We start from the raw sequence: 22,763 nt of genomic DNA, 5'->3' as shown, positions 1-22,763 counted from the left end.
TATGCTTTCACAGGGGAGGAACAATGAAAAAGTTTGATGCACTGACACCAATAGGAATTGTTATCGGATTCATTCTAATAGCCTTTGCTGTCATTACAAGCGGAGGTGTCGAGGGGTTCGCATCCTTTCTGCATTTACCCTCAATACTAATTGTCTTCGGTGGAGTATTCGCTGCTTTACTGATCAATTTCCCATTGAAAGATATTAAACACATGTTTATGGTCATGGGACAGGCTTTTCGGCAGGAAGAAACCGATTTAGAAGGATTGATTCAACGCTTTGTGAAATTGTCTGAAAAGGCTCGGCGTGAAGGTTTATTATCTCTTGAGGCAGGCCTTTATGAGGAGAAAGATGAGTTTTTGAAAAAAGGCATCCTACTAGCAGTAGACGGAATTGAACAAGAAATGTTAGTTGATATTATGAATGCAGAGATTATCGCTCTTGAGGAGCGTCATCGCAAAGGAAGAAGTTTATTGGAAAAAGCCGGTGAATATGCTCCGGCTTGGGGAATGATCGGTACATTAATTGGGCTAGTTTTAATGTTAAAAAATTTAAATGACCCGACGTCATTAGGACCCGATATGGCGGTGGCACTAATCACCACCCTCTATGGTTCGTTGCTTGCCAATCTTGTGTTTTTACCGATGGCATCGAAGTTAGAGTTAAAAACGGAGAATGAAGTGTTCTATCGTCAGATCATCATAGAAGGTGTTGTCGGTGTACAGACAGGGCAAAACCCTAAGATTTTACAAGAAAAGCTGACGGCCTTCTTATCGACTGAAGAAAGAAAAGCAAGCGGAAAATTAGGCTCAAGTGAGGCGATCGAAGCATGATGATCAAACGTCGTCCGCCTAAACAACCAAAAGGTTCACCGAAGTGGATGGTGACGTTTGCTGACCTTGTCACACTTGTTCTTGTGTTCTTTATTTTATTATTTTCGATGTCGCAAATTGATATTGTTAAATTTAAAGCAATGGCTCAGTCATTTAAACAACAAGCCATGTTTGACAATCAATCTTCTATCGTTCCTGGAGAATATCCATCGGAGGAAATGAAGAAAGAGCAAGCGCAGAAAGAAGAAGATTCGCTGAGTAAGCTAGCGAAAGAAGTGCAACAGTATTTAAAGGAACATGGACTAGAGGATGTGGCAACAGCTACACGAACGGAACGAGGAGTCGTTCTTGTTCTACAAGAGAAAATTCTTTTTGAGACAGCAGATGCTGTCGTTGTAGAAGAAGCCTATCCTTTTTTAAATGAGATTGGTAAAATGCTTGAAACGAAGCCGAATATTATTAAAGTAGAAGGACATACTGACAACCGTCCGATTCAAAATACTTATTATCCTTCGAACTGGGAGCTTTCAAGCGCTCGAGCAAGCAGTGTGATTCGCTTTTTAAGCGATAATCATGATATTGATCCCAAGCAATTTATCGCAGTTGGTTACGGAGACACAAGACCGCTTGTGCCTAATACAAGTGCTGAGAATATGCAAAAAAACCGACGAGTCGAGATTATCATTACTGACCCGAAATATACAGAAAGCGAATGAAAAGAGCTGACTTCCCAACACTCATGTTAGCGGCTAGAGTTTGGGAGAGTCAGCTTTTTTGTATAGATATAGATGAACTATCCGTTTTTGCGCAGCGGATAAAGCGCTTTGTTTAAAGCAATTCGATTTTTTTCTTCGATTTCCGGTTTGCGCGGAATCGGTGGATACATATTTGCTGGATCTTCCCATGAGAGGGGAAGTTGAACGGGAGCTTTCGTCTGCCAATGCTGTAGCCATTGCTCTGGCAAAGGGCCTGAAAAGTGAGAGTTTTCAGTCATTTCTAACCAGATTCTTGACCAAGCTCGCGGCACAACACGCCAAATGTCATAGCCGCCGCCACCAACCGCAATCCAGCGTCCATTACAGTATTGATTCGCTATTTCACGAGAGACTTGTGGGATCCGACGGTAAATCTCCATAGTAGCAGATAAATGCGTCAGGGGATCGAAATAATGAGAATCGGCTCCATTTTGTGTTAAAATGACATCTGGTTTAAAGAATTCAGCCACTTCCCAAATGGAAGTTTCATAGGCTTCTAGCCATGATTTATCTTCTGTAAAAGCATCTAGCGGGATATTGAATGAATAGCCGTATCCCTTTCCGTGTCCACGTTCATTGACATTTCCTGTTCCCGGGAATAAATAGCGGCCCGTTTCATGGATGGAGAGTGTGCAAACATTGGGGTCATCGTAAAAGGACCATTGAACACCGTCTCCATGATGCGCATCTGTATCGATATAAAGAACTCTAGCGTCATATTTCTCTTGTAAATATTTAATTGCCACCGAGCTATCATTGTAAATGCAAAAGCCCGAAGCCTTACCTTGGAAGCCATGGTGTAATCCTCCTCCTAAGTGAAGGGCATGCTTCGCTTTCCCTTGCATGACCGAGTCAGCTGCTGTTAATGTTCCACCGACAAGGAAAGCGCTGGCTTCATGCATGCTGGCAAAGATGGGCGTATCCTCTGTACCAAGTCCATATCCTTCGGCGACATCGAGCGATAGTTGACCTTGGCTTGCTTGTTGTACAGCTTTCACATAAGCTGGGGCATGAATGAGCTCTAGTTCTTCAACGGTTGCCATACGAGGAGGGATGATATCCTCATCTTGAAGTGCATTGATTTTTTTTAATAGGTCAATCGTTAATGTAAGTCTAAACTGATTAAAGGGATGATTTTCTGAAAAGCGATAAGACAACAATTGGTCCGAATGAACAAATACAGCTTGTTTTGTCATAGGGAGACTCCAGGCATATTAGGCCATAGAACAATATGTCCTTCCTTTTTTAGATCGTCAATCACCCCGACCGGATTCATTGTTCGTACACGCAGGACCACAATTTTGAATTGGTCGTCTTGTTTATCTGGATAAACAAGCACACTATGAATGTTCGCTCGCCTTTTTTTCAGTACATTCACTACTTCAAACAGCATACCTGGTTTGTTAGGTACTTTTACTTCAATTCTTGAACCTGGCTGATTTGCTCCGGTTAGCTCAACAAATGTATGTAACACGTCTGTCTCAGTAATGATGCCGACAAGCTCCCCACCTTGGACGATTGGCAAGCAGCTAATATCATATTCATATAACGTAGCGGCTGCATCCTCTACAAAGTCCAGCGGATGACCAGTAATCACATTCTTTTCCATGATGAGACTTAATGGTTTACTCAGTTCACTTTCGTTTGTATCTTTTTGTAAAATAGACGGGGTCGCTTCCTTCACATCGCGATCTGTTACTAGGCCGACAAGCTGTCCTGTTTCATCCAGAATAGGAATGTGGCGAATTTTCTGTTTTCTTAAAAGGTTTAAAGCAGTCCCAATTTGGTCATCTGGAGATAGTGTATGTACTTCCGATTGCATAATCTCTTCTAATAACATAGTCACATCCTCCTTTAAATTTAATACATGAAGCGATTCATAAAGCGAATTTGGTCAAACTTTTGAATGGAAGCTTGATCGATTCTTTGTCCAATGCGTACCATTAAGCAGTTGGCTGGATGAGAGCTAATTTCAGGATCATCGGTTGCGTACCATTCTAAGCCGCCAGCATTCATCATTTTTTCCATGATTTTTCGATATTCCCATACGTTGAGGCCTGTTCCTTTCAAGTCCCAGTGCCAGTAATATTCAGTGGTAATAATGATGTAATCTTCCATCGCATCATCAAGCATTGAAAGGCGTAATAAGTTTTTTCCGACATGAGCGCCGCGGTATTTGGGGATGACTTCAATTGCTCCTAGCTCAATCATATTTTCAAGGTTGGCCTCTGACCAGCGTTCTAGTGGGTCAGGGTATAGAAATGTGACATATCCAACAATGATGTTCCCATCTCTTGCAACAATAATTCGTCCTTCAGGTAATGCAGCAATCTCTACAATGGCTTGATGCTGTTGTTCAGGCTGTCTGAAAGCAACGAGTCCTTCATGAAAGGTCATGCCTGCCAACACATCTGAAGAAACAGGTCCTTCTATGATTAAAGTCCCTTCTTTCGTTTCTAATTCTGTCGAATGAAACCTTTTTATATGTTCCATTTAGTCACCGCCTTGATTATTTCCATATCTTCATTATACATAAAAATTGGATATGTAAAGCGTTTTCATATAATTTTTCGTATATTGGAAGAGGATGTTATTTTTTTGAAATAAAAATTGTTGAAAAATTGAGAAAACCCAAATAATATAGTATCATAGAAACATATTCTTACATAAAGGGGAGTCGGTCAATGAAATTGGAAGCGCTAACAGTTAAAGCAGGACATTTTAACCTGAAAAACTATGATGAGGTGTACTCGTCTTTTGATTGGAAGGAAACTGAACAGCACTTTTCTTGGGCAGAAACCGGAAAAGTAAACATTGCCTATGAAGCGATTGACCGCCATGCTTCGTCCGAGCGGAAAGACCAAGTAGCTTTGTATTATCGTGATGCTGATCGTGAGGAGACATACACGTTTGAACACATGAGGGATTATTCGAATCAAGCAGCGAATGTACTGAAGCAGTTTGGGGATGTTACAAAAGGGGATCGTGTATTTGTCTTTATGCCGCGTTCACCAGAGCTTTACTTTACTGTACTCGGGGCGATTAAAGCAGGGGCTATTGTTGGTCCATTATTTGAAGCCTTTATGGAAGGAGCCGTTCGTGATCGTTTAGAAGATAGTGAGGCAAAGGTGCTGGTAACAACACCGGAACTATTAGAGCGTGTGCCTGTAGCGGAACTGCCTGCTTTAAAAACAATTTTCCTTGTTGGGGATCATGTACAAGCAGAAGGAAGGTTTGTTGATTTTAAAGCAAAAATGAAGAATGCTGATCGTTCATTCGAAGTGGAGTGGATGGACCTTGATGACGGGATGATTTTACATTACACATCAGGTTCTACAGGGAAGCCGAAAGGGATTTTGCATGTTCATCGAGCGATGGTTCAGCAATATCAAACAGCTAAATGGGTGCTTGATCTGCAAGAGAATGATGTGTATTGGTGCACAGCCGATCCAGGTTGGGTCACAGGTACAGCTTATGGTATCTTCGGACCTTGGTTAACAGGGACAACGAATGTCGTCGTCGGTGGTCGATTTAGTCCGGAAAACTGGTACAAAACACTTGAGGATTATGGAGTGACTGTTTGGTATAGTGCACCAACTGCTTTCCGGATGTTGATGGGTGCTGGCGATGAATTGGTGAAGAAGTTCGATTTGAGCTCACTTCGTCATATTTTAAGCGTCGGGGAACCGTTGAATCCAGAAGTGGTACGTTGGGGAGCAAAAGTGTTTGATCTGCGCATTCATGATACATGGTGGATGACTGAAACAGGGGCACAAGTGATTTGTAACTATCCTTGCATAGACATTAGACCTGGATCGATGGGGAAACCAATTCCTGGAGTGAAGGCAGCGATTGTTGATGATCAAGGCAATGAGCTTCCGCCGAATCGAATGGGGAATTTAGCGATTAAAAAAGGGTGGCCGTCTATGATGGTCTCTGTATGGAATAATCCGGAAAAATATGAATCTTATTTTATGCCAGGTGACTGGTATGTTTCGGGTGATTCTGCTTATATGGATGAAGATGGGTACTTCTGGTTCCAAGGCCGTGTCGATGATGTCATTATGACTGCGGGCGAGCGTGTCGGTCCATTTGAAGTCGAAAGTAAGCTTATTGAACATCCAGCCATTGCAGAAGCAGGGGTAATTGGTAAACCTGATCCTGTTCGAGGAGAAATCATTAAAGCTTTTATCGCACTAATTGACGGCTATGAACCTTCTGATGAATTGAAGGAAGATATTCGCCAATTTGTAAAAACTGGCTTAGCTGCTCATGCCGCGCCGCGCGAAATTGAATTCCGTGATAAACTGCCAAAAACTCGCAGCGGAAAAATTATGCGTCGCGTCCTAAAAGCTTGGGAACTTGATCTTCCGACAGGCGACCTATCTACTATGGAAGACTAATACCGGAAAAAAGTGACCTCCATGTAGGTCGCTTTTTTTGATCGGTTATTTGACAGTTGAAAAAACTTGTTTGACATTATCTAAGTTCTTTGTTTACAATATGAGGTATAACATTTAAATACACGTAAAGCGTTGATAGGATTGAGTAGTTCGCTATCCCTGTTGTTCAGAGAGCTGGTGGTTGGTGAGAACCAGTACAAATAGTTGAATGAATTACCCCCTGTAGCTTTTGCTGTGAATCTTTTAGTAGCAGCAAACGGTCTTAGCCGTTATTCAAATGAAGTGGAGAAATATTTATTTCTCAAGCTTGGGTGGTACCGCGCATAAATATAGCGTCCCTGCATATGGCAGGGGCGTTTTTTGTATTTGTGTAAATTGAACGCTAATTGAAAAAAGAGAGGAAGAGGATCAATGGATTTAATGCAGGAATTAGAATGGCGTGGGATCGTTTACCAGCAAACAGATGAAGAAGGCATGAAAGAACTCTTAAATAAAGAAAGTGTTTCACTATACTGCGGTGTGGACCCAACAGCAGATAGTATGCATATCGGACATTTACTGCCATTTTTGACGCTTCGTCGTTTTCAAAACCATGGCCATCGCCCGATTGTTCTTGTTGGTGGGGCAACAGGAATGATTGGCGATCCGAGTGGAAAACGCGAAGAAAGAAAGCTGCAAACACCTGAAATGGTTGAACACAATGTGGCATGCATTAAAAAGCAATTAGAGAAAATTTTTGATTTCTCAGGTGATAATGGAGCGAAATTAGTCAATAACAATGACTGGGTTGGCTCCATGGATGTGGTAACATTTTTACGTGACTTTGGTAAAAACATCGGCGTGAACTACATGCTGGCGAAAGATATTGTTTCTTCACGACTAGACTCTGGTATTTCCTTCACTGAATTTGCTTATACCATTTTACAAGCGATGGATTTCTATCATTTATACGAAAATCATAACTGTAAAATGCAAATTGGTGGAAGTGACCAATGGGGCAACATTACAACGGGCTTAGAAATGATTCGTAAAATGAAGCCAGAAGCTGAAAAGGCATTTGGCATGACGATTCCACTTGTCACAAAAGCGGATGGAACGAAATTCGGTAAAACAGAGAGCGGTGCGATTTGGCTCGATCCGGAAAAAACATCTCCGTATGAATTTTACCAATTCTGGATTAACGCAGCGGATGCTGATGTGGTAAAATACTTGAAAATTTTCACTTTCTTAACTCCGGAAACAATTGAAGTACTAGAAGCGTCGATGCAAGAAGAAGCCCACTTAAGAAAAGCACAAAAAGCATTAGCAGAAGAAATGACACGCTTAATTCATGGACAAGAGGCTTTAGAACAAGCGATTAAAATCTCTGCAGCACTATTCAGCGGTGATGTGAAAAACTTGACAGCTACTGAAATCGAACAAGGCTTTAAGGATGTGCCGTCATATGAGCCGGCGAACGAAGAAGAGCTAGCACTTGTTGAACTGCTTGTCTCTGCTGGTATTTCACCATCTAAGCGTCAAGCGCGTGAAGATATTCAAAACGGTGCTGTATCGATCAACGGTGATAAAATGACAGATACAAGCTATACCTTATCCAACGAGGATAAAATGGAAGGCAAGTTCACGATCATTCGCCGTGGGAAAAAGAAATATTTCTTAATTAAATATTAATGATGTGTGGCTAAGTGCTTGTGTATGGGTGATCCTTAGACTAGCACTCACACAAGTTTATGAATCAAATTTTTATAGAATCAAGCAAAAAGCAGGCTGTCGAGTATTTCATATCAGCCTGCTTTTTTTAGGTATTTAAATATCTTTATGTCTAAAATACTTCATTTACTTCCCAGGATTCGACAATTCGATGAGCGGTTTGGGGATCATATCCTCTTCCAACTAAATAACTTATGGCTGATACCTCCGTCATTGCGTGTAGATAAGAGGTAAATTGAGCCTCGTGAAGACCATGTTGAACAATAGGTTCAACAGTTGAAAGTGTGTGGTATTTTAACTGTTGAATTTGAGGGTTATAAAATTGTTGTTGATAGTGGTGAGTTTTTCGGGCTTGATTCCAATCATGGCTAGGGCTTGGATACCATTGATAAGAATTGCTATTCATAAGAGTAGCTCCTTTTAATAAATTTATCCCGCATTAACTGGCTGTAAGACCCCACCTTAACATGGCAGAAGAAGCGCAGGCGGATCAACAGCCAGTAAACGCCCGATTGATTCGGGCCTGCAGGATGCAGGTTACAAAGGCGTTGCAACAGGACGTTGCGACGTTAGCCTTTGTTCTTCTTTTATCAGTGGGGGATGAAGAAAACCCCCACTGATTGAAGTTTCACTTTATATATTTTAGCCTATGTTCATGTTATCCAAAGGTTGAGCCTATTTTTTTGAAGATATAAAAAGGATGTATTCCAGCTAAATATTAGTTCAATGCACAATTTAGTTCATTTTATAGAGCGCAGTTCAGAGTACCAAGCCTTTTCTTGTGTCTATAACCTTCCGAAACAAATGGGAAAATACAAAGCAGGAGAAAACAAAAAGCCCTGATAACCATTGATAGAACAACGATCATTAGAGCTTTTGCAATCAGGTTTATCACCTGATTTAATTAACGAGAGTAGAACTCTACGATTAGTGCTTCGTTGATTTCAGCTGGTAATTCAGAACGCTCAGGTAGGCGAGTGAATGTACCTTCTAATTTATCAGCATCGAATGTTAAATATTCAGGAACAAAGTTGTTTACTTCGATCGCTTCTTTAACGATTTCAAGGCTTCTTGATTTTTCACGAATAGAAATTGCTTGACCTGGTTTTACTTGGTAAGATGGGATGTCAACACGTTGTCCATCAACTGTTACGTGACCGTGGTTAACAAGCTGACGAGCTTGACGACGAGTACGAGCTAAACCAAGACGGTAAACAAGGTTATCTAGGCGGCTTTCAAGAAGGATCATGAAGTTTTCGCCGTATACGCCTTTCATTTTACCAGCTTTCACGAATAGGTTGTGGAATTGGCGCTCATTAACTCCGTACATATGACGAAGTTTTTGCTTTTCTTGTAATTGTAATCCGTATTCAGAAAGTTTTTTACGTTGGTTAGGACCATGTTGTCCAGGTGCGTAAGGACGCTTTTCTAATTCTTTACCAGTTCCGCTAAGGGAGATTCCTAAGCGACGGGATAATTTCCAGCTTGGACCAGTATAACGAGCCATAATATAGCTCCTCCTTTAAATGTTTTTATTTTGTTGTAAAATAAAAACCGGGTGAGACAGCGATTAGGTCATTTTGTTTTCATGCACCATCGCCCCAGCAGCACAGGGTTACGCGATGCACCTTTCATCGTCGAGATGAAGGAACAAAATGAGCTCATAAAAGTGTTCACTTAGGCTGCATTTATTTTACACAAAGAATAGTATATAATTTTATTTTATACATGTCAACACACATTCACTAATAATAAAATTGGTTTGTAAAACTTTAGTCGGAGGAAATATGATATAATAATCATCTATGGTAGTTAGTGATTCGCGGATTCAATAAACATGAGAAAATCTCTATCCGAAAAGAAATGTAGGTGGGGTAAAATGGATAGTAATGATAAAGTTGAATGGTTGATGAAATATAAAGCCATGCTATTTCATTTAATCATTCAAAGTCAAAAAAATTTAGTGACTCCGGAACAGCTTGTGCGGGAGTGGCTTGATCTATTGTGTCTGTTATTTAAAACAGACCAGCTCAAGTTATATCGAGTAGAACACCTATACTCAGCATGTATCGAAGTGGAAAAAATAGCTAGAGGTGAGTATGCTTCCATTTACCGAGCATTTACAGTTCCATTTCTTAAAGGGGAAAATTTACCTAAAGAAGGAAATCTCGGCTTCCAATTTTTTGATGGTGATGAATTATATTTATTTCTACAAGTGAAGGAAGCATTGTTAGCGGAACTCACTGATGAGGAATTGAGCGCATTTGTACAAGAAACGAATGCCTTTATCACCTTTATCAAACAAATGAATTTTGAAACAAATAATGATAAAAGATATAAAGAGTTATTTAACGTGACAGAGAAGTTTCATTCATCCTTAGATATTGAATATGTACTTGGTGAAATATTGTCTACGCTTGAAAGGGTATTTCCTAAGTATACGTATCACTTCTTATTGGCGATTGATGATCGATATAATGAGTTGCCAACAGAACACTTTAATTTCGAACGAGCAAGTGAAGAAGCGATGTCAGCTTATATAAATGGTAAAGTACAGTTGGAGCAACGTCTAGGGAGAAAATCTTCTATTCTGTATGCACCATTGATGGGCAAGCAAGGTGTGTATGGTGTTTTACAAGTGAAAATACCGATAGAAAAACAAATATTAGAAAGTGAAAAAGGTTTTATTCGGATTTTGGCTAATACCGGTGGGAGTGCGATCGAAAAAGCTAAACTGTATGAACAATCAAGGAAATTGATTGCTGATTTGCAATTAATTAATGAAACGTCACACCAGCTTAATTCGACATTACGCTTCACCGATACGACCCAATACTTAAATGATCAAATCACTCGCTTTTTTCAAGCTTCGGCGGTTGGATTTGTATTTATAAATGATGGAGAAGTGGAAATTCTTCCTGGCAGCAGTGAGTTTTTCTATGAGCGCCAAGGACAACGATACATTGAATACGCTTCGAAACGTATTCAAAAAGAAAAGGATTCGTTTTTTGTTGGGGAGCTAGCAGGGAAATTAGAAGAAGAACATCTTCTTTATCATTCGTTAATGGTTGTTCCGATGGTTCAAGGAAATGTATTGAAAGGCTTTTGTATTGTTTTGAAGCAGGAGGCCTATGGATTTACGTTTGATATGTACAAGCTATTACAGTCGCTTATTCATCACTCTACTCTTGGTTTAACGAATGCCATGTTAAGAGAAGAATTAGAGCAGCTTGTTATTACTGATTACTTGACGAAATTGTTTTCTAGAAATTATTTAGATCAATCCATTTCTGAATCGATTGAAAAAGATGAAAAAGGAACGTTTTTATTAATAGATATTGATGATTTTAAAGCAATTAACGACACGTATGGGCATCAAACAGGTGATGATACGATTATTCAAGTGGCAGAGTTAATTAGAAAAATAACAGGAGAGAAAGATATTGCTGCTCGTTGGGGAGGAGAAGAGCTTGCGATCTATTTTCCGGAGAAATCTTTGGAAGAAGGAGTAGCGATTGCTGAACAATTAGTAGCAAGTGTAGCCCGTTCAACTAACCCGATGGTGACTATTTCCTGCGGTGTTTCTTCTTGGTCAAAAGAACAGCCGATTAGTGTCAAAGTATTATTTAATCAAGCAGATGAAGCACTTTATAAAGCGAAAAAAACAGGGAAAAATAAAGTGATTGTTTGTTCAAACAATCACTAAGAGTGAGAGGCCTGCCTTCCATCAAACGTATGCTTAAAGCTCAATTGATGGTAAGGAGAGGTCTTTTTTAGTAAAAGGCTATGTTTAAAGTTTAGTGTTGACGGCAATTTCTCGTATGTCTTTGTTTAGTCATTGACTAGGCGTGAATCTGTTCGCTCCCTTGACCAATTCCTTTAGCGGAGTGGGCATCTGATCCGTAGACTAATGGAATCCCCATTTTTTTTGCTTTTACAGCTACTTCCGCTGGGGGATACGTTTCACAACATAAAGGTTTGACGACACCTGCACCGTTGTAATCGAGTTCATAGTGATGAAGTTTCACTGTTTGTAAAATTGCATCAATTTCAGTGCTGAAATCTTTAGGGCAAGGGAATTTTTTTTGGAATTTATGGACAAGAGTCATATGTCCGATTCGTTTAGGCTTATATGTACCCAGATTCGCCAAAATTGATTGGTGTACTGTATGAAAATAAGATTCATAAATGGCTGATACCGAGCCAAAAAGGGTGATCATTTCTTCAAATACGTCGGGATTATAGTCGAGACAGTACCAATTTTGATTGTTTTTTAAAAAATGCACTGAAAGAATGGAGTCGTCGAGATATGGAGCATATTCATTTAAGAACTTCGTTGTCTCCTTCTCAAAGCCTTCGATATAATCAACTTCTAATCCAAGGTGGATAGTGAGATCTTGTTTGTACTCTTTCTGGATCTGTTGCAATACGGATAAATATTCCTCCATTACAGAAAGCTTCATGGCACTATCCTTCGTCGGAGTCGTGTCGATAAATCCTTCTGGTAGCGGCGCATGCTCAGTGAAGGTGATTTCATGAAAACCTTGAAGAATAGCGGCCTCGACATAACTGTTTAAAGAATCCTTTGACCCATGTGGACAAAAGGGGGTGTGAATATGACCATCTCTTTTCATCGTTGTTCCTCCAGATTATGTATTCGTTGAAATAAGTGTAACAAATTTTTTCGAAACTAGGCCAAAAAAAACAAATTTTCTCATTAAAAAAAGTCAAATACGTGATATCATTAGTAGTATTGAGAGCGTTTATCGACATTGATCATATATAAATGAATAGATTTATTTTTTGATAGAAGAACAGGGGGCTTAACATGAAATATGTAATTGGCGGAATATTAATAGTAGCCATACTTTTAATTATTGCCTACATAAATAGAAGAAAGTTGTTCAAGCAAATAGATGAGCTTGAGCAAAAGAAAATAGAATTAATGAATCAGCCTGTATCAGAGGAATTGACAAAAGTGAAGCAGTTAAACATGACCGGTCAGACAGAAGAATTGTTTGATCGTTGGCGTGCAATGTGGGATGAAGTGTTAGCAGAAGAGCTTCCTAATGCAGATGAAAAACTGCTTGAGTCTGAAGAGTGGTTAAATAAATATCGTTTTGGTAAAACAAGGGGAATTAATGAAGAGATTTCGGATCAATTGGAGAAATCGGAAGAGAAAGTGAATACGATTTTAGCCGAACTGCAAGTGTTGATCGGTAGTGAAGAGCAAAATCGAAAAGAAAGTGAAGACATAAAAGAGAAGCAACGAGCAGCAAGAAAGCAGTTGCTTGCTCACCGTCACACATTTGGTAAAGCAGCCCCGATATTTGAAATCCAACTGGATGCATTATCTTCGCAATTTGATAAATTTGAGGATTTAACAAATGAAGGAAATTATTTAGAGGCGAGAGAGACGATTCTTAAGCTACAAGAAGATATGACTCTTATTTTACATAAAATGGAGAGAATTCCTGTGCTATTATCCGAAACGACAAATCTTTTGCCTTCTCAGCTTGATGAGATTCAGTCAGGCTATAGAGAGATGAAGAGAAGCGGCTATTTACTTGATCATTTACATATTGAGAAAGAAATTGCTGATTTGCGTGAACAACTTGCTCAATTTAAGGAGCATATTATTAAAACGGACACGCATGAAGTAGAAGATGATATTCGTGATGTGAAAGATAGCATTGACTTTTTCTACGATTTGCTAGAAAAAGAAGTAGATGCGAAACACTTTATTATCGAAAATAACGAGTCAACAAGAGAGAAAATTGAGCACATTCAACAAGCGAATGAACAATTGCAAGATGAAACCGAAGTGGTTCGCCAAAGCTATCAACTAGTAGAAGAAGAAGCTGGTCTGCCTCACAAGATCGAGGAAGAGATTTTTCGAGTGGTCAAAAAATATGACATCCTTGAATCGAGAATTCTTCAGCAAAACACAGCTTACTCCTTTTTGCATGATGAGTTAAAGGAAATCCACGAGCAGCTAGAAGAACTACAAAAAGAACAAACGAGCTTTACCCACTTCTTGCAGACGCTTCGAAAAGATGAGATGGGAGCGCAGGATAAACTGCTTGAACTTCGGAGAAGGGTAAATGATATTTTCCGGATGATTCAAAAAAGCAATATGCCAGGTGTTCCAGAATTCTATCAATCTTTGACGGAAGAGGCGAAGAACCGAGTAGAAGAGGTTGTTGACTGCTTGAATGAAAAGCCTTTAAACATGAAGCAGGTTCAGGACAAGCTACGAGAGGCTGTGCAGTCAGTGGAGCATTTGGAGAAGAAAACGGCAGAAATTATTGAACAGGCAGAACTTGCTGAGAGAATTATTCAATATGGTAATCGTTACAAACGTTCACACCCTGCGATCAGCTCGCAGCTCAATCAAGCGGAGATGGCCTTTAGAAATTATGATTATCGGGCCGCTCTAGAAGAAGCGGCGACAGCTATTGATAAAGTGGATCCAAAGGGGTTAAAAAAGCTTGAAAAAATGATGAACAGTTAATAAGAAAAGGGGCGATTCGATGAGGATCGCCCCTTTGGTTTTATGATTCAATATTAGGATGATAGACCTTTTTCCAACCTAGTAAGGAAGCTAGTAGAAACCCGATGATCGCTCCTAGCACAGCAGGGACTAACCACCCAAGCCCAGCAGAGAGGAAAGGGATGAACTGCAATGCATCAACAATCGCAGTTACATCGATCCCAGCTGTATGAAGGGCATCGAGCAGGCTGATTAAACCAGTAGGTAATAATGCGCCAATATAGACCGCAGAATAACCGTTAAAGAGCGAATCAGCAAACGATAATAATAGCATCACGATGGCTAATGGGTAAATCATGATCAAGACAGGCAAGGAAATGGCAATCAATTTTGTTAAGCCAGCATTGGCGATCACCATGCTAAATACAGATATGATCATTACTAAAGCCGGATAGGAAAGCTTAGATGACAAGCGACTGAAGTATTGTGCCGTCGCTGATACCAGTCCTACGGATGTCGTAATACAAGCAAAGAAAATCGCTAAGGCCAAAATAATTGTCCCCGCCTCACCATATAAATGAGTCGCGGCCTTTGATAAAATGGCTCCTCCGTTTTCTTGTATACCAATCGCTTCTGTACTCGTTGCACCGATAAAAGCAAGGGATAAATACACGAGTGCTAATCCGACAGCTGCAATGATGCCTGCTTGAATACACACTTTTGCAATCTGTTTTTCTTCCGTTATGCCTTTATCCATAATCGCTGAAATAACGACAATGCCAAAGACAAGAGCCGCAATCGTATCCATTGTTAAATATCCTTCAATAAATCCTTTAAATACGGGAGCGGATACATAATCTTCATGCGGTGATTGAATCTCTCCCATCGGGGAAATAAAGCTTTTTCCAACAAGTATGGCTAATACGAGTAGAAGCAGCGGAGTTAATATTTTACCGATACGATCCACAAGTTTCGTTGGGTTTAATGAGAGCCACGCTGTTAAGGAAAAAAACAACGCTGTGAAAATAAGTAAGGCATACGGGCTCTTGTTTAAATTTTCTGACAAAAAAGGCGACACAGAAATTTCATAAGCAACAGTTCCGGTTCTTGGAATGCCGAAAAATGGTCCGATCGCTAAGTACATCACGATCGTAAAAACAACACCGAATAATGGAGACACCCGCCCAGCGATCGCTTGTACACTACCTCCGGCTTTGGCAATGGCAATCACTCCAAGTAAAGGCAATCCAACTCCTGTAATTAAAAACCCAGCCGTACCTAGCCACACATTTTCTCCTGCTTGCTGGCCGAGGAAAGGGGGGAAGATCATATTTCCTGCTCCGAGAAACAGAGCGAAAAGCATCAGTCCAACAGCAAATATTTCTTTCGCCGTTAAGGCTTTCTTAGCCATAAAGAACCTCCTTGAAATGTAAATCTGTTCACAAATGAAAATAATATCATAAAAAATAAAGATTATGTTAATAAAATTAAAAATTCGAAAATTCAGATTAAGTTTTCATCAAAAAGCGGCTATGTTATGATAGCTGTTGAACAAACGGAAAAAAAGCAGGTGCCTAAATGATATATTTTGATAATAGTGCAACGACGAAACCATATAAAGAAGCTTTATCTGCTTTTATGAAAGTGAATGAAGAATTTTTTGGAAACCCATCTTCCCTTCATCAGCTCGGATTAGAGGCAGAAAAGCTATTGATCAGTGCTCGCCGCCAAGTGGCCTCCTTCATAGGAGTCAAGCCAGAGGAGCTCCTGTTCACATCGGGAGGAACAGAATCGAATAATTTAGCCATTAAAGGAACTGCGCTTGCGTATAAAGACAGAGGAAGACATATCATCACTCAGCAAACAGAACATCCATCTGTTCTGCAGGCTTGCGGACAGCTAGAGGATTATGGCTTTCAAGTCACTTATTTGCCAGTTAATCATGAAGGACGAGTATCGCTTCAAGTCCTTCAACAAGCGTTAACGGATGAAACGATTTTAGTTTCTATTATGCATGTCAATAATGAGACCGGAACGATTCAACCGATTGAAGAGATCGGCGAGTTGCTTGCTCAATATCCGAAAGTGCTGTTTCATGTAGACGATGTGCAAGGACGTGGAAAAGTGCCGCTTCATTTAGGTAATATTGATCTTTGTTCTTTTTCTGCTCATAAATTTCATGGAGTTAAAGGAACTGGTGGGCTATATAAAAAAGATGGTGTCCGATTATCTCCGCTTTTCTCCGGTGGAGGACAGGAGCATAAAATACGAAGTGGAACAGAAAACACAGGTGGCATCATCGCGATGGCCAAAGCGTTAAGAATGGTCGAAGAAAAGCGAGAGCATACAAGTTCAAACATGAAAGACATCCAAACATTTTTGCGAACAGAGCTTGAAAAAATGAATGAGGTGACCATTCATACGTCGTCAACGGGTTGCGCTCCTCATATATTGAATTTTTCTGTTAAGGGTGTAAAAGGAGAAGTGCTTGTTCATGCCTTAGAGGAGAAGGGCTGTTTTGTTTCAACAACAAGTGCTTGTTCTTCAAAACAGAAAAAAACGAGCACCGTTCTTACTGCGATGGGGCTCTCTCAAGCTGAAGCAGACAGCAGCATCCGCATCAGTCTTGCTTATGATAACTCTTTAGAAGAAGCGAAAGTATTGATAAAGCAGCTGCAAAACATTTTACCAAAATTGACGAAAGTCCAGAGGTGACGATGATGAATTATGATCGCGTGCTTGTCCGTTACGGAGAATTATCCACAAAAGGACGCAACCGTAATCAATTTATTAATAAAGTAAAAACAAATATTCGAGCAGTCTTAAGAGAATGTGATATTCGCATAGAGACTAGACGTGATCGGATGTACATTCATTTAAATGGCACTCCTTTTGAAGAAGTGAAAAATAAGCTGATCTACGTATTTGGTATTCAATCATTCAGTCCCGTTGTGCGGACATCAAAAGAGCTATCAGAAATGAAGTCAGCAGCATTAGCCCTTGTCCGAAAGAATGTGACAGGAAGCTGTACATTTAAAGTATCCGCGCGGCGATCAGATAAAAGCTTTGAACTAGAAACGAATGATATCAACTATGAAATTGGTGCTCACGTATTAAGAAACATTCAGGAGTTAAAGGTGGATGTCAAACATCCTGATATTAATTTACTAGTTGAAGTCCGGAATGAAGGGATCTTTTTATCCTGCGAAAAGTATGAAGGGGCAGGTGGACTTCCTATAGGTGCGAGCGGTAAGGCCATGCTCTTGCTTTCTGGCGGAATCGACAGTCCAGTAGCCGGTTACTTTATGCTCAAACGAGGTGTAGAAATTGAGGCAATTCATTTTCATAGCCCACCGTATACAAGTGAACGAGCGAAGCAAAAGGTGCTCGATTTAGCGACGAAATTAACGGAATTTGGCACGCCAATCAATGTTCATATCGTCCCGTTTACTGCGATTCAGCAAAAAATTCAAGAACAGGTACCCGAAAACTATACGATGACATCCACTCGTCGAATGATGCTTTCGATTGCTGATAAAATTCGCCAAAAACGAGGCGCTCTTGCCCTTGTTACTGGAGAAAGTTTAGGTCAGGTAGCGAGCCAGACGCTTGAAAGCATGCGTGCGATTAACGATGTCACCTCAACGCCGATTCTGCGGCCGCTCATTGCGATGGATAAACTTGACATTATTAGTGTCGCACAAAAAATTGGCACACATGATATTTCGATTTTGCCATACGAGGACTGTTGTACAATTTTTACGCCACCATCTCCTAAAACACGGCCGAAACTTGAAAAGGTTCAATTCTTTGAAAGCTTTGTCGACTTTGAAGAATTAATGGAAGAAGCGGTGGACAAGACGCTAACGATTCGTTTGCCGGAAGAAAAAGCAGATGCTCATTTAGCGGATTTATTATAAATAGGTTGTCTTTAAGAGGAACTCATCCCATGTTGATATGGAAGGGTTCCTCTTTGTTATGAAAATTTGTTCACATTTACGTTATTTACGGCGATTTTTTTTGGATAAATATTTTAAAATTTTAAATAATTTAGTATAATCAAAATAGATTGGACAAGGGGGGAATTAGGATGAAGCGTGAAGATTTGTTAGCACCAGAAACATATAATATTGTGATGGAAGTAGAGAAGTATGCGAAAGATCCGAACCGTGTCGCTTTAAAATGGGAGAATGAAGCGGGAGATCAAAAAGAAATTACATATTCAGAGCTAATGAAAGCAACGAACAAGATTGGGAATGCTTTCCTTCAGGCTGGGTTGAAAAAAGGGGACCCTATCTTAATTATGGTGCCACGGCTGATTGAAGCGTACGAAGTATTTTTGGCAGCATTAAAAATAGGTTTAGTCATCATTCCGAGTGCTGAGTTGTTGCGAACGAAAGATTTAAATTATCGTATTGAACATGCAGGAGTCAAGGGTATCGCTTCCTATGCTCCTTTCACAGAAGAGTTTAATCAAGCGGATAAGATCAATGAAATGATTAAATTTTCATTTGGTGGTCAAGTAGAAGGATGGATGAATTTAGAAGAGAGCATGCAAACGGCGTCAGATGAGCTAGAAATCGCGGATACTTCTAAAGATGATATGGCTTTCTTACCATATACATCAGGCACAACAGGTAATCCGAAAGGGGTCGTTCATACGCATGCTTGGGGTTATGCCCATTTGAAAACAGCTGCTCCAAACTGGCTAGCCATTGAAGATGGGGATGTTGTATGGGCCACGGCTGGACCAGGCTGGCAAAAGTGGACATGGAGCCCGTTCTTGTCTGTACTCGGTTCAGGAGCGACAGGATTCGTCTATAATGGCAAATTTGAGCCGAAGAAATATTTAGAGCTACTTGATCGTCATCAAATTAACGTGTTATGCTGTACCCCTACGGAATACCGTTTAATGGTAAAGGTAGATAATCTCAGTGAATATAATCTTGAACATTTACACTCTGCCGTATCTGCTGGAGAACCATTAAATCGTGAAGTCATTGACACGTTTAAAAAGCATTTTAACATAGAAGTACGCGATGGCTATGGCCAAACAGAAAGTACGCTGGTGATTGGCGTGCTGAAAGGGATGGAAATCAAGCCAGGATCTATGGGTAAACCAACACCTGGAAATCGCGTCGAAATTATCAATGAAGATGGAGAGCCCGTTGGTGTTGGAGAAGTAGGAGACATCGCTGTCCATATCGACACGCCGGCTTTATTTAAAAATTATTATAAAGATCCAGAAAGAACAGCCATGCAATTCCGTGGAGACTATTACCTCACAGGGGATAAAGCGAAAAAAGATGAAGATGGATATTTTTGGTTTGAAGGGCGCGGCGATGATATTATCATTAGCTCAGGCTACACGATCGGACCATTTGAAGTAGAAGATGCTTTAGTGAAGCATCCGGATGTAAAAGAATGTGCAGTTGTGGCTAGTCCCGATGAAATTCGCGGACATATTGTCAAAGCCTTTATCGTTCTTCAAGATGGTGTTGATGAGAATGAGCCTGGTCTTGTTGAAAAGCTACAAGATCACGTGAAAGAAATGACCGCACCATATAAATATCCACGTAAGATCGAATTTATTAAAGAGTTACCGAAAACAACTTCTGGAAAGATTCGCCGCATTGAACTGCGCCAAGCAGAATTAGAAGTGAAAAACTAATCAAATATTGGGGAACCCGTTCAATAGGCGGGTTTCTTTTTTGTTAAATCGCGATATAATGAAGTTATTTCGGGACTAGAAGGAATTGGGTGAACATATGAATGAATCAACGAAATCAGGAATGATGTATGCAGGAAGCGCATATTTATTATGGGGATTGTTTCCGATCTATTGGAAATGGCTTGAGCATGTCGCAGCGGATGAAATTTTAGCCAATCGCATATTTTGGTCGTTTGTCTCTATGGTTTTATTTTTATTATTTACAAGAAAGCTAGGACGATTGAAAGCGACACTTCAAGCGATAAAAACGAAGCCAAAACAAGCTGTTGCTTTAATTGCCGCTTCATTATTAGTCAGCCTCAATTGGTTTTTATTCATTTGGGCAGTAAATGAGGATCGCATTATTGAAACGAGCCTCGGTTATTATATTAACCCGCTCATGAGTGTGCTACTTGGTGTCTTTATTTTGAAAGAAGATTTATCAAAAGCACAAATTTTCTCGTTTATTTTGGCGATGGGAGGAGTTCTTGTTTTAGCCATTTCCTATGGACAATTTCCATGGGTATCGCTCGGTTTAGCTGTCACCTTTGCGTTATATGGGCTTGCAAAGAAAATGATACAAGTGGACGCAGCGATTGGTTTAACACTTGAAACGGCTGTTGTGGCACCGGCAGCGCTAGTTTTTTTAGTGTTTACTTATTTTCATGGAGATTTGTCTCTTTTTTCTTATTCTGTATCGACCGACTTTTTACTGATTATTGGTGGAACAGTAACAGCGATTCCTTTGCTATTATTTGCCCAAGGTGCACAGAAAATACCGCTTTATATGATTGGTTTTTTACAGTATATAACGCCAACAATGACCCTTTTTCTCGGGATTTTTGTCTATCATGAACCATTTACGCCTGTACAACTGACTGCTTTTTGCTTGATTTGGACAGCTCTGCTTCTGTTTTCTTTGTCTCAAACAAAATGGTATCAACATAAGCAATTTGTATTGAAGAATGATCATAAATGAAAGAGCGTCTTTTTATAGATGCTCTTCATTTGTATTAGTAGTAGGTAGAAAAGAAAAGTTTTGGTAAAATGGGAGTAGCTTGTGATACATACTATGAGCAACTGATTTTTTAACATGAAAGGAGACGAAATAGTGAACGCAAAAAGAAGTATTGCCCTTGCTGCAGCGGCTGCTTTATTTATTGTATCTGTCATTGTTAACTTTGCTTCTTCAGCATTAACAACAGATTTGACCTCTGCTATTGACACAGCTTTCGGAGCAAATAAAGATGGTTTTACTGAAACAGTGAAAGAAGAGGGTAATCCTATGGAGAAAATTGCCATTCTTCCAGTGGAGGGTGTCATTCAAGACACAGGAGCTCAATCTTTCATGGCCTCACCAGGCTATAATCATCAAGAATTTATGAAAAAATTGGAGACGGCCAAAGAGGACGATAGTGTAAAAGCGATCATTCTTCAAGTCAATTCACCAGGTGGCGGAGTAGTAGAAAGCGCGCAAATTCATGACAAAATCCTTGAAATCAAGGAAGAAACGAAGAAGCCTGTTTATGTATCTATGGGGTCAATTGCCGCTTCAGGTGGATATTACATATCGGCACCAGCGGACAAAATTTTTGCCAGTGCAGAAACATTAACGGGTTCCCTAGGTGTTATTATGCAAAGTGTGAATTATTCGGAACTTGCTAAAAAATATGGCGTTGATTTTGTCACCATTAAAAGTGGTCCGCATAAAGACATTATGAGTCCAACCCGAGAAATGACAGAAGAAGAAAAGAAAATTTTACAAGAAATGGTCGGCAATTCTTATGATGGCTTCGTCAAGGTTATTTCTGAAGGACGAGGTATGTCAGAGGCTGAAGTAAGAAAAATTGCAGATGGTCGCGTTTATGATGGCAAACAAGCGAAAGAGCTTAACTTAATTGATGACTTCGGATATTTAGAGGATGTAATCGCGCAGCTGAAAAAGGATGCCAACTTACAAGGTGCCCAAGTCGTTACGTATGAATCTAATTTGGGACTACCGAGTTATTTTTCAATGAAAGCACAACAAATGTTTGGCGGCAACGACGATGTTAATGCCTTAATGAATCTATTATCACATCCAAATTCTCCGCGATTAATGTACTTGTATGCAGAATAAAGGAGGGATGGCGAAATGAACGATGAGATCAACAAAGAGACAGAAGAACAACTTCTTGCTGAACCGAAGCCACAAGTAGAAGAACAGTTTCTTGCTGAATCGAAGCTACAAGCAGAAGAACAGCTTCTTGCTGAGCCGACGTCGCAAACAGAAGAAAAGGCTCCTTGCGCCACAATGCCTCATTATGCCGGCTTCTGGATGAGGTGTTGGGCCTACTTGCTAGACTTAATCGTGATCGGAAGCATTTCAAGGCTCGTTGTTTACCCATTATTGCGAGCGATGGATGTGGATATCACTTCAGGCGGTATGTTTGCACCTGTAAATATCGCTACAGCAGCTGTGTTCTATTTGTATTTTATTATATTTACTAAATGTTGGGGGCAAACTGTTGGTAAAATGGTCTTTGGTTTAAAAGTCATTTCTTTAAAGGATCCTCAACTTTCTTGGCCAACAGTATTAGTGAGAGAGTTATTGGGACGTTACATCACTTCGACGATTTTCATTCTATATGTACTGATCGCCTTTTTGTCGAAAAAACAAGGCGTACATGACTTATTTGCTGATACGACGGTTATTCACGAAAATTCTCTTGCTATTCAACAAACACCTGCCTATTCATAAGTAAGGATCAAGCCACTGGGTAAAGTGTACCCTATAGAGTAGACACTAAAAAAGTCTACCTATAGGGTACTTTTTTGTATAATAAAAAACACAACCAGAGAAATTGACATGGAGACGGA

Annotated in this window: 19 protein-coding genes and 1 other annotated feature; of the genes, 12 read left to right on the top strand and 7 right to left on the bottom strand. The window is 40.0% G+C overall.

Going from position 1 to position 22,763, the window contains the following annotated elements; all coding sequences use genetic code 11:
- Positions 1 to 23: 23 nt before the first annotated feature.
- Both motP and motS read left to right on the top strand, forming a co-directional pair.
- A complete protein-coding gene (motP, locus tag WDJ61_RS13855) occupies positions 24 to 833 on the top strand; it encodes a flagellar motor protein MotP (RefSeq protein WP_338750721.1) in 810 nt (269 codons plus the stop codon).
- Positions 830 to 1,549: a flagellar motor protein MotS gene (gene motS / locus WDJ61_RS13850; RefSeq protein ID WP_338750719.1), complete on the top strand. Its 720-nt coding sequence runs from the start codon at positions 830 to 832 to the stop codon at positions 1,547 to 1,549. Before motP ends, motS begins: the two co-directional genes overlap by 4 nt.
- 77 nt (positions 1,550 to 1,626) lie before the next feature.
- Here motS and WDJ61_RS13845 read toward each other — a convergent pair whose 3' ends face one another.
- Genes WDJ61_RS13845 through WDJ61_RS13835 form a run of 3 tightly spaced genes read right to left on the bottom strand, consistent with a single transcriptional unit; the run spans position 1,627 to position 4,081 of the window.
- Complete coding sequence (locus WDJ61_RS13845; RefSeq protein WP_338750717.1) at positions 1,627 to 2,784, bottom strand: acetoin utilization protein AcuC; 1,158 nt, start codon at positions 2,782 to 2,784, stop codon at positions 1,627 to 1,629.
- Entirely contained in the window at positions 2,781 to 3,428 is a 648-nt protein-coding gene (locus tag WDJ61_RS13840; protein ID WP_338750715.1) for an acetoin utilization AcuB family protein, read from the bottom strand. Before WDJ61_RS13840 ends, WDJ61_RS13845 begins: the two co-directional genes overlap by 4 nt.
- Before the next feature lie 20 nt (positions 3,429 to 3,448).
- Positions 3,449 to 4,081 (bottom strand): GNAT family N-acetyltransferase, encoded by a 633-nt coding sequence (locus WDJ61_RS13835; protein ID WP_338750713.1) that lies wholly within the window; start codon positions 4,079 to 4,081, stop codon positions 3,449 to 3,451.
- Positions 4,082 to 4,272: 191 nt separating this feature from the next.
- Here WDJ61_RS13835 and acsA point away from each other — a divergent pair, with 191 nt between their 5' ends.
- A complete protein-coding gene (gene acsA, locus WDJ61_RS13830) occupies positions 4,273 to 5,991 on the top strand; it encodes an acetate--CoA ligase (RefSeq protein ID WP_338750711.1) in 1,719 nt (572 codons plus the stop codon).
- A 123-nt stretch (positions 5,992 to 6,114) separates the two neighbouring features.
- Positions 6,115 to 6,334, top strand: a binding site (T-box leader).
- Between the two features lie 68 nt (positions 6,335 to 6,402).
- Positions 6,403 to 7,662 (top strand): tyrosine--tRNA ligase, encoded by a 1,260-nt coding sequence (gene tyrS, locus WDJ61_RS13825; RefSeq protein WP_338750709.1) that lies wholly within the window; start codon positions 6,403 to 6,405, stop codon positions 7,660 to 7,662.
- A 151-nt stretch (positions 7,663 to 7,813) separates the two neighbouring features.
- Here tyrS and WDJ61_RS13820 read toward each other — a convergent pair whose 3' ends face one another.
- Entirely contained in the window at positions 7,814 to 8,107 is a 294-nt protein-coding gene (locus WDJ61_RS13820) for a hypothetical protein (RefSeq protein ID WP_338750707.1), read from the bottom strand.
- A 498-nt stretch (positions 8,108 to 8,605) separates the two neighbouring features.
- Positions 8,606 to 9,208, bottom strand: a complete 603-nt coding sequence (gene rpsD, locus WDJ61_RS13815) for a 30S ribosomal protein S4 (RefSeq protein ID WP_338750705.1) — start codon at positions 9,206 to 9,208, stop codon at positions 8,606 to 8,608.
- A gap of 372 nt (positions 9,209 to 9,580) precedes the next feature.
- Between rpsD and WDJ61_RS13810 the strand changes: the two genes are divergently transcribed.
- Complete coding sequence (locus WDJ61_RS13810) at positions 9,581 to 11,407, top strand: GGDEF domain-containing protein (RefSeq protein ID WP_338750702.1); 1,827 nt, start codon at positions 9,581 to 9,583, stop codon at positions 11,405 to 11,407.
- Between the two features lie 136 nt (positions 11,408 to 11,543).
- Here the strand turns inward: WDJ61_RS13810 and hisJ are convergent, their stop codons facing one another.
- Positions 11,544 to 12,335 carry a histidinol-phosphatase HisJ gene (gene hisJ, locus WDJ61_RS13805; RefSeq protein WP_338750700.1) on the bottom strand — a complete coding sequence of 264 codons (792 nt, stop codon included), beginning with the start codon at positions 12,333 to 12,335 and terminating at the stop codon, positions 11,544 to 11,546.
- 194 nt (positions 12,336 to 12,529) lie between these two features.
- On the opposite strand from hisJ, the gene ezrA reads away from it, so the two are divergent.
- A complete protein-coding gene (ezrA, locus tag WDJ61_RS13800; protein WP_338750698.1) occupies positions 12,530 to 14,215 on the top strand; it encodes a septation ring formation regulator EzrA in 1,686 nt (561 codons plus the stop codon).
- A 40-nt stretch (positions 14,216 to 14,255) separates the two neighbouring features.
- On the opposite strand, the gene brnQ is transcribed toward ezrA, so the two are convergent.
- Positions 14,256 to 15,605 carry a branched-chain amino acid transport system II carrier protein gene (gene brnQ, locus WDJ61_RS13795; RefSeq protein ID WP_338750695.1) on the bottom strand — a complete coding sequence of 450 codons (1,350 nt, stop codon included), beginning with the start codon at positions 15,603 to 15,605 and terminating at the stop codon, positions 14,256 to 14,258.
- A gap of 167 nt (positions 15,606 to 15,772) precedes the next feature.
- Between brnQ and WDJ61_RS13790 the strand changes: the two genes are divergently transcribed.
- From WDJ61_RS13790 to WDJ61_RS13765, 6 genes are all read left to right on the top strand, one after another.
- Complete coding sequence (locus WDJ61_RS13790) at positions 15,773 to 16,909, top strand: cysteine desulfurase family protein (RefSeq protein WP_338750693.1); 1,137 nt, start codon at positions 15,773 to 15,775, stop codon at positions 16,907 to 16,909.
- Between the two features lie 5 nt (positions 16,910 to 16,914).
- Entirely contained in the window at positions 16,915 to 18,114 is a 1,200-nt protein-coding gene (gene thiI, locus WDJ61_RS13785; RefSeq protein WP_338754802.1) for a tRNA uracil 4-sulfurtransferase ThiI, read from the top strand.
- Positions 18,115 to 18,284: 170 nt separating this feature from the next.
- Positions 18,285 to 19,865, top strand: a complete 1,581-nt coding sequence (gene mbcS / locus WDJ61_RS13780; RefSeq protein ID WP_338750691.1) for an acyl-CoA synthetase MbcS — start codon at positions 18,285 to 18,287, stop codon at positions 19,863 to 19,865.
- Between the two features lie 97 nt (positions 19,866 to 19,962).
- On the top strand, positions 19,963 to 20,883 hold the full coding sequence (rarD, locus tag WDJ61_RS13775) for an EamA family transporter RarD (RefSeq protein ID WP_338750689.1): 921 nt from the start codon (positions 19,963 to 19,965) through the stop codon (positions 20,881 to 20,883).
- Between the two features lie 132 nt (positions 20,884 to 21,015).
- Complete coding sequence (gene sppA, locus WDJ61_RS13770; protein WP_338750687.1) at positions 21,016 to 22,023, top strand: signal peptide peptidase SppA; 1,008 nt, start codon at positions 21,016 to 21,018, stop codon at positions 22,021 to 22,023.
- Positions 22,024 to 22,038: 15 nt separating this feature from the next.
- A complete protein-coding gene (locus WDJ61_RS13765) occupies positions 22,039 to 22,644 on the top strand; it encodes an RDD family protein (protein WP_338750685.1) in 606 nt (201 codons plus the stop codon).
- Positions 22,645 to 22,763: the final 119 nt, after the last annotated feature.

This window comes from Bacillus sp. FJAT-52991 (assembly GCF_037201805.1).
GTDB classification, from domain to species: Bacteria; Bacillota; Bacilli; order Bacillales; family Domibacillaceae; genus Bacillus_CE; species Bacillus_CE kandeliae.
Note: the sequence above shows the minus strand (reverse complement) of the source record. Positions and strands in the feature narration are given on the sequence as shown.